Source organism: Cupriavidus pauculus, from assembly GCF_022179805.1.
Taxonomy (GTDB): Bacteria; Pseudomonadota; Gammaproteobacteria; order Burkholderiales; family Burkholderiaceae; genus Cupriavidus; species Cupriavidus pauculus_E.
This window is the reverse complement of the sequence record NZ_BPUO01000009.1, coordinates 215,066-229,213: the sequence shown is the minus strand read 5'-3', so window position 1 is coordinate 229,213 and position 14,148 is coordinate 215,066. Positions and strand designations below refer to the sequence as shown.

General features: G+C 68.3%; 1 protein-coding gene. It reads right to left on the bottom strand.

Translation table 11 applies throughout. From position 1 onward, the window contains the following. Nucleotides 1-315: 315 nt before the first annotated feature. Nucleotides 316-14,010: a filamentous haemagglutinin family protein gene (locus MFF62_RS20255; protein WP_238264914.1), complete on the bottom strand. Its 13,695-nt coding sequence runs from the start codon at nucleotides 14,008-14,010 to the stop codon at nucleotides 316-318. Nucleotides 14,011-14,148 lie beyond the last annotated feature (138 nt).

The following is a 14,148-nucleotide window of genomic DNA, read 5'->3' as shown; positions in this document are numbered from 1 at the left end:
AACGTATTAGAGAGAACGCTCTAAATGTGACAATGGTGGTTACGTCTGGGCTACGTTAGCTGTGCAGCTAACACCATGTTTTTAACTAACAAGATGGCCGTCCTACGGCCCAGATTCTCATTCGCAACTGATAAGCCGAGCGGCGCAGGTGCCCAACACCAGGGCTTTGAACACCCTCGCTTTCACACTTGAAAGTCAAATCTTTCCGATTCACGCTGTCCTGGACACATCCACAGCGTGGTGCACCTCCCGCCCAGAGGATGCAATCCATTTGAAGACCATTGCATCGGACAAGGCGGCAGGTGCTCGTTTTACTCAAGGTTGTCGCAAGCTCCTGCGTTCCGTCGGGGTCAGCTGGCCAAGCGCCGCTGAATCCAGACTCATCTGGCCCAGCACCTGCACCGCACCCTTGTGGTCATACGACGGTGTCTGCAGGCTTGCACCTTCGCGAGGGCGCACCGCGCCTTCCGCCGGCTCCCCGCCCGTGCCCAGCACGCGCACCGTGAACACAGACGGCATGGCCTGGCGGGCCGCGGAGCGTTCGCGCTGCACCGCTTCCTGCGCTGCATTTGCGGCCTGCGAGGCGGCAGCACTAGCGTTGGTCAGCGCTCCAACGTTGACGGCAGCCACCACCGGAATGCCAGTGGCCTTGCCCTGGACCTGGATGTTCTCGGCGTTCACCACGCGCAGGGCAGCCAGGTTGACGTTGCCCGAGACGCGGATGCCCGCCTCCCCTGCGTCGATGGTGCCCAACGGTGCGATCAGGTCGATATCGCCCGGTGGCACCTCCGCGATCGGGTTCAGAGTGGCAATACCCGCGCCCGTGTTCGGCGTGGTGGGCGACAGCGTCACGCGGCCAAAATCATCGTAGACACGGCGTTGCGGCGTGTAGACCACGGTGGACTTCGAACCCCGGCCCGCGTTGATGTCACCCTGTGCCGACCAGCCCAGGATGTTGCCGCCGAACGTGGTGAAGATCCGGCTCTGACCCAGCAGGATGCTGTCCCGCGCATACATCTGGATCTCGCCCGAACCCTGTGTCAGCACACCCGAGCCCTCGCCCGGCACGAAGCCGCCGTCCACGCCCACCAGCGTGCGGCCACCCGGCGTCAGGATGCTGACGTCGCCGCCGAAGTCGGTGTGGATGCCGGAATCGAGCACGTCGAAGTACGGCACATTGGCCTGCGATCCTCCCGCGACCCACTGCGCCTTGGTCAGGTACTTCACGCCAGCCCGGGGACGGGTGGTGAAGGTCGGGTTGGACGCGTCCATGTAGTACTTCGCGCTGCTGAACATGGTCAGGTCACCGTCGTAGGCACCCTCGCCCGTCGCATTGCCCAGGCTCGCGCCGTTTGGCAGCAGCGTGGCGATGGCCTCCCGGCCGCGCAGGTAGCTGCCGGCGCGCGGGCCACCCACGTCGTTGTACTCACGCCCCGATGCCTTCAGTTCCGCGTAGTAGACGTTGCGCAGGTAGGCGCGCTGCTGCTCGGGCGGCAGCGCGGCGAAGAACGCGCGCGCATCGCCAGTGGCCGCATCGAAATGCAAACCCAGGCCATTGGCGCCGCCGAAGCGGTCCGTCAGCCAGTTCACGAGGTGCAACTGGCTCACGAGTCCGAACTCGCGCTGCAGGTCGCGGCTGGTGGCCCCAGTCCCACTTGCCTGCTTCTGGTCGCGCGCAAGGTCCAGTTCGCCTTGCTTGGCGGCGAGGAATGCAGGCGCGTCAGCCTCGCTACCCTTGTAGTCGAACTCGGCGCGCAGCCAGTCACCCAGCGTCAGCTTGCCACCGTACGTGGTCACCGCCTTGCCCGGCTGGTCGGCCAGCGGGCGGCCCGGGTCGGCCTGGTTGGCCGGATCGAGGTAGCGCGCCGCGAACGCCTGGAAGCCCAGCCCGTCGAGTCCGCGCGCGCCCACACCCGCTGCCACGGCGATGCCGGCCCCGCTGGCGCGGTCACCCGCCCGTACATTGACCACCTGCCCGATGCTCTTGAGCTCGCCCTTGTCGGCCAGATAGAGGTCGCGGCCAGCGGTCACCTCCATCAGGCCCGGACCCGCTACGTAGAACGTGCCACCCAGAATGTCGCGCCCGGCCGAAATCACCGAGATATCGTCTGCGCTGTTGTGGACGATCAGGTTGCCGCGCAAGCTGCTGGTATCGATCCGTGTCGGACGCAGCGGCGCATTGGGATTGGAACTGTAGTACTGGCCGAACCAGCCGAGCGCGGCACCGGGCACTGTCTCCGTAGTGCCCAGTTCCGTGCCGGCGTTGACGATGTCGCGCCCCGCGCGGATGGCCACTGGCCCGCCACCCTCGTACCACGTCGCTTGCGGCCCGCTCGCGCCATTGGGGTTACCACGCGTGATGATGCCGCCCGTTCGCAGCCCCACGATGTCGCCCATATTGGCATAGAAGCGCGCGGGTGGTTGGCCCACATGGGCCTGACCGGAGGCACTCGGCGAAGCCAGGCTGAACAGCGGATACTGCTGCTCGCTGCCCAGGCCGGTGCCGAACATCACGCTCGGCGCCAGACCTTGCTGGCTGACATTGCCGACGACCCACGGGCCATACCAGACCTGCCCCACCACGCCGGCAAATCCGGGATTGAACGGCGTGGGCAGTGCGGCGCCATCGGCGCCCGACTGCGTCACCGCGTAGCCACCGGCGTAGATCGAGTCGCCCGCCAGCAGTTCCAACGCGCCGCTGCCAGTGGTCGTGAACTGCGGACCCACCGGCGACGGGGCCAGCATCAGGCCATACGGCGACTGGACTGGCTTGCCATCGCCATCCCGTTTGCCCTGGCTTGAACCGCCGTAGAAGAGGCTGCCATTGGGAGCGGCCGCGCGCAGGATCGCGGGCATCACGAAGCGGCCATCCGTGGCGCTGTGATTCTGGCCGCCACGGTTATCCATCCACGCCATCGATGGCGTCAGGTTGCCGCCCGCCGCCAGCAGGTTCACTGCCGTGGCCGGGGTCCAGAGCGAGAACCAGCTCCAGCCTTCGCCGTCCTGCGCCGTGCCGTTGAGCGTGAACGGCGTGCCGTTGTGGTACTGCGGCACCCGTCCCGGATCGGCCACGCCGCCCACGGCGATATCGCCGCGCGCATCGATGCTGACCGTGGCATCGCCCGGGACCAGCACCGGCCCACCGGCTGCAATCGCTGACGTCGACACGTTGGGCTGGTACGCACGCGTTTCCATGCGGTCCGACAAGTCATAGCGCAACTCCACGCCACCCACCGAGCCGGCCGCCAGCCGCAGGGCGCCGCGCAGGTTCGTGAACGTGCTGTTAAGCGGGACCTGCATGTTGTCGTAGCGCAGGATGCTGCCATCCACGCCGCTGCCCGGATTCGGCGTCGCACGCACCTCGGCCACCGGGTTGAGGCCGCCTCCGATGCGGATGTCGAGGTCGCCGCCACCGGTCAGCGTCAGTGTGCTGCCATCGGCCGACACACGGCCCGTGCTGGCCACTGCCAGGTTCAGACCCTGGCTGCGCGACAGTACGTGGGCCGCCTGCCCCATGCGCGATTCCATCATGCCGGCATCAGCGCCGGCCTCCAGCACGAGATTGCCCCCGCCCAGCGTGCCGATACCGGTGAACCCCACCAGGAACGGCGTGCCGTCATGCCGGGCCCCGGCGCCGCCCATGGCAGCGGGCACGTAGGTGCCGAAGTTGACCCACCACGCGGTCGGCACGCCTTCGCCGGGCTGCGCGGCGCTGCCGGTGCCCTGGCGCCACAGCCAGCCGCCCACGGCGGACGTGTCGATATGCGGCCGCATGATGCCGAGCACATCGTCGGTGCGGACGGTGCCAGACGACTGGCCGATAGTGTCCCCACGCACCGTGCCCTGCGCGCGCACCAGCACGTTGCCGCCATGCTCCGGATACCACGCCTGATAGAGACTCTGCGTGCCGCCATTGACGTAGGGCTCAAGGAAGGCACCCTTGGCCCCCAGGATGTTGCCGTCCTTCCCGATCGAGCGCGACTGGTTGTACGCGGCATCCACGCCAATCGACTGCGTGCCCGCCGTGTAGACGCCGAACGGCGAGGACATCGTGAAATCGCCCGCGGCCAGCACATCCAGATCGCCCGTGCCGGTCCGCAGCACGCTGAAGAGTTGCTGGCGCCCCGGCGTCGGGCGGTCTTCATACTCGGGCGGCGTGCCCTCGGCCGTCTTGACGACCAGTACACCGAGGCCCCAGTCGTTCAACCCCATCAGGGCTTCCTCGCCGCCCCACGATGCCAGGTCAGTGATCGGCTCGCCCGGCACATAGCCGAAAATCTCGGCGTCCGGGCCCCAAATATATTGCCCCGGCAGGCCCGTGCCCGGCTTGAGCACGGTATCCGGCACCAGCCCGTAGTGCGTATCGGCCAGAAGCACGTGGCCAGTGGCACTGTGCGCCAGCAGCGCGCGCGTGTCCGCCGCATCGAGGTCCGCGCCGCCCACCAGACGGATCGACCACGATTGCGATCCCGGCACGAGCATCGGCGCCAGCGCGAGGTTGCGGCCCTGGTTGCCATCGGCATCGGCAGGACGCATCTGCACGCTTTCCGCGTCGCCCGGCAGGCGGACCACGGTCTCGGCGGGCACCATCGCGCCCTTGCGCAGCGTCAGCGAACCCGCCAGTTGCACGCCGTTCACCGGGGCCGACGCGGTGCCGACGTCCACGATCGCGCCATCCGGGAACGGCAGCGGAACGCCCGCCGGCCAGACCATCGGCCCCACCTTGGCGGCAGCCGGCAGGCGATTGCCTGCGTCGAGCTGCATGCCGCTGGACAGCGTCACGGCCTGCGACAGCACGGCGCCCGCGGCATAGATCACGTTGCCGCCGGCATCGCGCACCGCACCGCCCAGCACCGTGCCGGCCGGCAGCACCAGGTCCGCCGTCAGCGTGGCGCGCGTGGCCAGTTCGGTGCCTGCGCGCAGCGACATCGCCTGCATTGACAACGCATAGTTCAGCGCGCGGCCCGAGTAGAAGAACGTGCCCTCGGCCAGCGTGACAAGTCCATCGGTCGGGATGATGACGTCGCCCCCCCAGGGCACGCGGCCCTTGACCAGAATCCAGCCCTTGTCGTCGACCGTGGGCTGCAGCACCGAGGTATCGAAGCCGTCTGTCAGGCTGCCGTAGACCTTCAGGTTGCCGCCGGCGCGCAGCACCAGCGCGCCCGCTTCGCCCGCCCCGTAGACGCCGGTCAGTTGCGAGTGCGGATTGACGCTGGCGTAGCGGAAGCCGGACAGGTCGATGTCACCATCGACATGAAGATCACCATCGGGCGTGGCGCTGACAATCTCCACGCCTGGGCGCAGATGGAAGGCATCGGTGTAGCCACGCAAGCCGGCGAGCTTGCGGTTCATCAAGTCGCCGTTGGCCAGCGCGTTGCCCATGAACACCACGCTGTCATCGTGCAGGTCCTTCAGGTAGCCCTGCGTGATCGATTGATAGTCGCGGCCATCCACGGTGCCGTTGGCAATCAGCGGTGCGTTGTCATAGCGCTGGAACGCGTTGACGTAGATGCTGCGCGCGCCGTCGATGCGTACGGTGCCCGAGGCATCGATATCCACGTCCGTGCCACGTGCGCCGCCCAGGCGCCGCGCGCTCAGTTCCACGGTGCCCAGCGCCTGCGCCGTGCCATCGGTGCCGGCGCGCACGTCCATGCGCGCGCCATCGGCCAGCACCAGCGTGCCGTTGCCGCTCTGGATCTCGATCATGGCGCGATTCGGCGCCTCGATGATCTTGCCGTAGCTGTCCACGCGCAGCACGCGGCTGTGCGCATCGAGCAATGCCTGGCTGCCGATGGTCACGCCATCGCGCGCCGCCAGCCGGATGCTGCCGACCTGCTCGCCGCTGGCATCCACGGTGCCGTTGACCACCAGTCTGCCACCATCGACCGACACGCTGATCTCGCGCGCCTGCAGTTCGTCGCCAATCGCCAGGTCGCCCTGCTTGAGCTGGAAGTTGCGGCTGCCGCTGACCTTGCCCGCATTGAGTCGCTGGTTCAGGCCCGCGAAGTCGGCGACCTGCTGGCCCCGGATATCGGCGCCGCCTGCGGCATACGGCACGTACGTGCCGCCCGCGTCGTAGTGGCCAGTGCTGCCGCCCGCGAACGAGCCTTGCAGATCGATCACGCCCGCGCCGGTGCCCAGCGCAATGGCGGTGAACTTGCCCGCGCGGTTCTCAACCGCCGAGAGATCGACGTGCGAACCCGCTGCCTGGCGGATATTGCCCGCGCGGCTGTCCAGCACCACATCCCCGCCCCAGCTGTACTTGCTGGTATCGAAGAAGTCGAGCTTGCGGCCGGCGAGGTCGAGGTCGGCGCTGTCGCCCAGTGCGATGTCCCCCTGTGCGGAGACCGTGAGCTTGCCGCTTGGCAGCGCCACGGCGGTGTCCAGCGAGACATTACGCCCTTCCAGCGCGATCTCCGCGCCCAGCGCCGCTACCCGTGCCGCGTTCGTCAGTACCGGCGCTGTGGCGCCAGCCGGTGCCACCACGCTGATGTCGCCCCCCGCGCGCAGCGTGTTGACGGAACCTGCGTGGCCCGTCAGCAGTGGCGTCTCGATATGCAGGTTGCCGCCGCTGTACGTGAACTTGCCTGCCGCGTCATCCCACGCACCGCGCGACTGGTAGACCGCGAGCGTGCCCTTGCGGTTGGCCGTGATGCGCTCGCTGGCCTTCAGGTTGACATCGCTGAAGCCGAGCGCCAGCCGGTCCATGTCATGCACGGTATCCACGCGCACGGATGGCGCAAAGCCGAACTCGATCTCTCGCGCTTCGATGGTCAATTTGCCCGAGCCCGTGCCAGCCCCGCCGGCGGCCACCTGCCCAGCTGGCGTGGTGGCGCCGTTCCACACCAGCACATCGGTCTGGATGCGCGCGTCGGCATTGGCGTTGCCCGCACCATAGATGGCCGGCGTGGTCAGTACCAGACGGTCGAGCACGGATTTGCCGGTGACCGGGTCGAGCGTCGAGAGCGTGATCGAGTCGTGGAAGTTGACCGCGTCACGTGCGGTCAGGATCAGGTTCTCCAGCGCCGGGGCACCGGTGCTGGTGTCGCCGTTGATCAGGCGGTTCAGCACGTCCTGCGAGAGCCGCAGGCCCGGCGTCAGTGCCTCACGCGCGGCCGCCGCAGCAAGCGCCGCCTCGGTGCCCACGTTGATGGACCCCACTGACAGCGAGAGGTTGCGTGTGCCGTAGCGCACGGCGTCGCGCAACTCGAACGACTTGTCGGTGGCCGCCGCGATAGTGCCCTCCGAATACAGCTGCGCGTTGGTCTGGCACGCGGCCCCTGGCGCACAGGCGCCGATGTCGATGAAGCCGCCGCCCGAGTTCGAGCTGCCTGCGGCGGGTGCCAGCATGTCCAGCCAGCCGTTTGACAGCGCCACCACCGAGCGCTGGCCTGGCTCGAAGACAAAGCCGTTGGTGGAGTCCCACGCGGCCTTGCCCAGCCCAAGCGTGTTGATGCCCGCACCCTGCTCGATGGTGATGCCACCGTTCGGATTACCGGTGACGAGGTAGACCTCAGGCGCCTTCAGCATGGCGCCTTCGCGCAGCACGATATTGCTGCCGGACTGGTCGAATGTCGCCACGTTGCCGCGTGGCCCCGAGCTGCCCACGCCGCCGACCTTCGGCAATCCGCCGATGCCCAGCCGTGTCGCGCCGATCGCGTTGAGGTCATCGGCATGCAGCGCCACCGGATACAGCGTCGCACTCAACGCCCCAGGTGTGCCGCCCGCGGCCAGGATCTCGTAGTTGCCTGCGCCAGTCACCAGCGCGCTGCCGCCCCAGCCGCCTTCCGGCGTGTCGTACAGCGCGCGGCCGGCGAAGTGCAGCGCCTCGGCCTCGCCAATCCTGCCGTTGGACGCGCCGGAGAGGAAATCCAGCTTGAGCGTCTTGGCGTCGCGCTCGATCATCGTGCGGGGCATGCCGTTGCGCTGGGCCGCGGCCATGGCGTAGTCGGTATAGCTCGTCTCGTTGTACTGCGAATAGCGGCGCAGCACGTCCGCCGATGTGACGATGGCCTGCGTGGGCAGCGCGTCGCGAATACTGGTCCCGACCGTGCTGAGTTGCGCGCTGGTGGCGTACGAGCCATTACGCATGGCCAGCGCATCCTGCCGCATGGCGGTGGCGGTGGCCTGCGCGCCGTTCAACTCCACGCGGAACGCACCCGGGAGCAGCGCATAGGTGGACGGCAGCAGCGTGTAGGTGCCCGCCGGCAGGCCCGGCACGCCCGCGCCGATGGTGATCTGGCGGCCGATGCCGGGGTCGCCCGCGCCCTTCTCCGCCACGATGGGCGCGTAACCGGCCTGTGCCCCCGGCACGATGGCGTAGACCGGATTGGTGGCCAGGCCCGGCAGCGTGAAGCCGCCCTGTGGGTCCACCTGAATGAGCGGGTTCATCCGCGCATCGGTGGAACCGCCCCGGCCAGACAGGAACGCAGCGCCCTTCAGGTCGCCACCTCCGCTCATGTCCAGCACGGCCCCCGCCTGCACGTCGATGACGTGGCCGGCCAGCGTGACAGCGGGCCCGGTACCGGCCTTGTCGAACGCGACGTCGGCACCGTCGTACAGGTAGCTGAGGCCATCCAGCGATCCACCGAACGGCATGGTCAGGCCCTTGGCGCTCACGGACGTGACGCTACCCGGCTGCAGGTTGACGATGCCGGTTTCCTGGCCGTTCTGGCTGGAGCCGATGGTCACGCTGCCCATCGGCGCGCGCACCACGCCGCGCTGGTTGACCGTGGGGCCGGCAAGCTGGATGGTGCCAAATACCGAGTACGGTAGCGCGGGATCCCCCACGCCAGCCTCACCCGTGCGCTCGATGTTCAGTACGCGTGTGGGGACCATGCGGGTCTTCATGTTGCCCCACTGGTCCACGTAGGTTTCCAGGCCAACGACGATCTTGCCGCTGTCGAGCGTGGCCGGATAGATCTGCGACGCGGCCAGCGTCAGGTTGCCGGACGAATAGAGCTCGGCGGCACCTGACAGGCGGATATCGGCCGCGCTGCGCAGGTTGACTGACCCGAAGGCGTCACGCACCACCTTCAGCGGCGTGCCGCTGTTCATGACGATATCGCCGCGCGTGCCCATCAGCATCTGCCCGGCGATATCGAGGAAGCCTGCATCCACCGTCAGGCCCGCGTCGTCGGCCACCAGCGGCACGCCGAGCGCCCCGCCGCCGGAGTTGACCAGGTTGCGCGAGCCGACCACCGGATTGGGCATGATCGAGTTGTCCACCGCACGGCGCGTGCTGCCCGCGAGCTGCACATAGGGTGCCGCCAGCGTGACCTGCGTCGCCCGGTCCGCCTGCGCGGCCAGGCCTATCGAGCTGGCAACGAGGCGCAGGCTCTGGTCCATCTTCAGGTCGACATCGCCCTCGAAGCTGATCAGGCCGTTGGCCAGCAGCGCCAGGTTGCCGAAGCCCCCCGCCTGGATACGGTCCACACCCACGCGCGCGTAGCCGAAGGCCAGCGTCTCGCCGTTTGCACGGTTCGCGCCCGGTGCCAGGTCGTCGGACAAGAGGCTGGCGCCCTGCACCTGTGCGAGGATCATCTCGCGCGGCACCCGCACGGCATCCTCCACGCCAACGCCTTGCAGCGTGTTGTTCGCCACACCGATGTAGGCCGGCGTTTCCAGCGCCAGTGCCAGCGTGCCACCCGCCGCGCCGGGACCGGCTGAGCCCGCGCGCAGCGCGCCATCGACGAACAGCCCGCGCATGGAACTGAGCGCAATCACGCCGCCGTTTCCCGGCAGCGCGACGCCACCCTGGCCACGCACATCGATCGTGGCCGAGGCGCCCGATGCGTCGAGCCGCGCGCCCGGACGCACCACGATGAACGCGTCCGCTGCATCCACCTGACGCGCGCCAGCGACATAGGGCGCGCCGATTTCGATGGTGCCGCCATCGGCCGCGTGGCCGTAGACGCGCCCGGCATTGTCGCGTGCGGTGGCCGCACGGCCCGCTGCGTCGAGTACCGCGTGGTTGCCGATCCAGATCGAACGGCTGTCCGCGTGACCGCTCGGCGTATCGGCCGGACCGAGGCCCAGCGCCGTTTCGAGCACGGAGATCTTGCCGCCCCATGCGTTGAGCGTGCCGTCGATGGTGATCTGGCCGTTGCCCTGCATCGTGATCTTGTGGCCCGGATCGACCGAGACCACACTGCCCGCGCCCATTGTCACCGGCGCTTTCCCGTACACGCTGCCGCCCGTCAGCACCAGATCGGCACCCCGCCGCTGCGTCAGCACGCCGTCTTCGGGATCTTCCTCCCAGACTGGCGGCAGCCACTGTTGCATCGCGTCCGCCGGCGCCGTGCCGGTGGGCGCCGCGTGCGCGTGCACGGTGTCGTGGCGCAACACAGGCATGTTGACATCGATGATCGCACCCGGCGCCACCGCCACGCCTTGCTGGCCGATTACCTCGTATTGGCCGAAGCCGGTCTGGAACACCTTGCCATCGAGCACCAACAATGGCTTGATCTTCACATCGGCTGCCAGCGCGGTGCCCGGCGCGAGCCGGTCGCCCGCGTGCAGCGTCACCGCCTGCGTGAACGGCGTGCCGGCCTTGATCGTGGTGTCAAACGGCGCCACCGGCATGCCGTCGGCAAACACCCCCACCGGCACCACGTAACCGGCCACCATATTGCCGACCGTTCTGGTCAGTTTCGCGCCGGCCGGCACGGTCATGCCGGTCTGGTAGAAGTTGCCGAAACTGTCGTAGACCGTGTACGCGCCACCGCCCTCGCCAGCCGGCACCTGCCAGTTGCCCGCCAGCGTCACGGGCTTGTCCACCGTGGCCAGCAAGCTGCCTCTTGCGATGGCGCCCGCCTGGACGCGGTCGGTGGTGTACGTGTAGTCGGTCGGCAGCACCGTGCCCACCGGCATCGTCAGGTCCTGCGTCAGCATCATCTGGACTGCCGCCGACTCCCCGGCCTTCAGCACGCCGTTTTCGGCCAGCGGGCTGTTGCCAACGACCACACCCGTGCCAGCATCGATGGTCAGCTTGCCGCCGCCACGTACACCATAGCCGCGCAGTTCACCATCCATGCGCAGCGTGCCGGCGTTCTTGCCGGTGGTGTCGAGCTGGTTCGACAGCAACGAGATATTGCCGCCCCGGCCGCCGTCGAGCTTGCCGTTGGCCTTCAGCGCCGCGCCCGACGAGACATCGAGCACGCTGCCGGTGTCCAGAACGATGTCCCCCGTGCTGCTGATACGGATCTCGCCGCCGTTGATATACGGGAGCCCCGCGATGTCGCCCGCATCCGTGCGCAGGTTGGTCCAGAGACCGCGCGTATCGAGCGTGACGCCAGGCCCCACGTTGACACCTGCCATCGCAGCCGGCGTCGTGGAAATGGGGGTGCCCAGCCAGTCGGTGGTACTCGTACCGGCCAGCCGGTCCACCATGTTGCCCAGCACGATCTGGCCGCCACGCGCGCTCAGGTCGGCGTCAACGTCCACCTTGCCCGCGTGCAGCGCGATGCCGCCGCCGTTGGCCACGGTCACCGGCGCGTGCACCTCGATCCCATCCTGCGCGTAGACCTTGAGGCGGCCCAGCCCTTGTGCGTTGAACCAGCCGGCATCCAGCGCAATATGGCCGGCCGATGCCTCGGACATCGCCCCGTCCAGACCGAGCCCTTGGGCGATACGTTCGGCTGTGCCGATCTCCACCTGTTTCACGACGGCGGTCGGACTGTCGCGCAGCATGCCCGACGCGGTGTCGTAGATCGGTCGGATCGACCCGATCACGAGTTCGCCGGCCAGCGGCGCGGCAATCTGCGACTGACGATAGCCATCGAGCGTGGCGTCGCGCGCCTGGCTCTGGCGCGGGCCCTGGTAGACCGCCGATTCGATGGCGCCTTCCAGCACCGCCGAGCCCGTGCCCACCACGACGCGGCCCGCATCGCGCCCCACGGTGTAGCCGTTTTCCAGGCGGCGGTCCGGCGCGATCAGCGGACTATTGAACTGTTCGACGGACGTCTTGCCCCAGCGCTGGTGCTGGGTTTCGTAGCCGCGATACAGGCCGCTGTAGAGCACGTCGGCGGGCGCATTGTCGAGGCTGTACAGGCGGCCGTCCTCGCCGCGCAGCCAGCTCTGCCGGATCATGCCGGTCTGCACGTTCAGCGAGCCGCCCGAGACGTTGACCGACGAGCCGGCCTGCGTGACCAACTGCCCGCCATCGAAGGTCACGGTGCCGCCCAGCGCGGCCCATTCGCCGATACCGTGGCCGCTCGTGTTCAGATAGCCGCTGACTTCCAGCAGGCCGCCGCCGGTGTACCAGCGGTCCGTGGTGTAGCCGTTGGTGCCCGCCGGCACGCGGACCAGGTAACGACGGTCCACCCACATCGTGGTGTTGTTGAGCTTGCCCGAGTCGCGGTTTCCCGGCGAGTCGCGTTGCTCGTTGCCCTGGGTATTGATCTGGACGTTGTTGGCTTCCATCGCCACGTTGACGCCGACCGCACCGGCCACGTCGAGGATGGCGCGGTCCGCCAGCAGCGCACGGCGCACGGCGTTGACACTGATCTGCCCGCCCGTGGCGAGCGTCAGCGAATCGCCATCGAACAGGACGTCGCCTGCCGAGATCACCTGCACCAGCGACTGGTCGCGGCGGTTGTAGCCGGATTCGCTCGCGGTGCCGGAGTCACGCAGCAGCGCGTCGCGCTGCACGTCGAGCGCCGTGCCGCCGCTGTCGTCCAGCAGGATGGCGCTCGCGCTGCCCGGCGCCAACGTGACGCGGCTCTTGTCGTCGCCCTCGGCGCGCAGGTGGATCGTGCCACGTGTGTTGACGGAGGTCGACGAGACCAACACGCCCGATTGCTCGACCGTATGACCCTTGAGCGTGATGTCACCCGTGGTGGCCTGGATCAGGCCGCTGTTGGTAACGCGGCCCGCTGCGCTGTCGGCCAGTCGCAGCACGTCGATCTCGTTGCCGCGCGTGCTCGAGTTGGGATTGCCATCGGTGCCCAGGCCACGGCGGATCACAAAGCTGTCGCCGGCAGCCAGCGCAGTCTGGCCGCCCGGTGTGACGATGGTGCCGCGATTGTGCGTCTCGCGTCCGACCAGCAGCACGTAGCCGCCGCCCTGCGTGACCGACTCGGGCTTGCGCGTGGCAATACGCGCGCCGGCCTCGACCACCACATCGCCCGTGGTCGCGCCGTGGGTCACGGCAGTCGCGCTGACGGCCAGGTCATTGGCAAAGGTTGGCACGTAGCCCGTGCCACGCGCCTCGCTGAACAGGCCCTTGTCGAACTGCGCGTTGGTCATGCCGGCTGCGGCGGCCACGAGATTGCGGGTGTCCACCTGGCTGGTGCCGGTGAAGACGATGCCGTTGCGGTTCACGATCATCACCGTGCCGTCGGCCTTGATCTGCCCCTGGATCTTGCTCGGGCGCGCCTGCGGGTCGTTGACGCGGTTGAGCACCGCCCAGTCCTGCTTTTGCTGGAACTCGACCGTGGTGTTGCGCCCGACGTTGAAGGTCTCCCAGTTCAGGATCGCCTTGTCGGCGGTCTGCTCGATGGTGACCTGCGTGCGGCCGTCGGCCGCTTTCTGCGTGGGGTTCTTCGCATTGAGCCAGCCAGCCGTCAGGCTGTTGGTATCGACCTTGAGCCCGCCTTCGGCGAGCCCATCGGGCACCGACGACTCCAGTGCGGCGGCCTGGCGTGCCGCGGCCTGCGCAGCCTGCATGGCGGCAATGCTCTGCGCGGCCTGGCCCAGGTTCTGGATCGAACGCTGCAACTGCTCGTTGGCGCGCTGCTGCTGCACGTTCGGGCTGGTCAGCGATGCGGCCGGCGTGCCGTTGGGCAGTCGGCCCGTTGCCGCCGCCGTGTCCTGCATCATGTTCTTCTGGGCCATCCACGCACGGCTGAACGCCTGGTTGGCCTGCGCATTGCCCCAGAAGCCACCGGCGGCCACCAGCAAGGCCACGGTGCGGGCCAGCGGCCTTGCCGTGGGGACGCGGCGCGCCGTCGTCGTGTTTCTGCGTGGTTCCTGCGCAAGCAAGGTGTTCTTGTAAACGCGCGTCTGCATGGTGCCCTGATCCCGTCAAGCAAAGTTGCGGGCCGGTGCGCGTCGTGCGATACACACAACGCGGCCCGGCCCTGTCGTCATTGCCACCGGCGGACCGTGCCGCCGATGCTCCTGGCAACTAGACCCTTTTGCACTGGC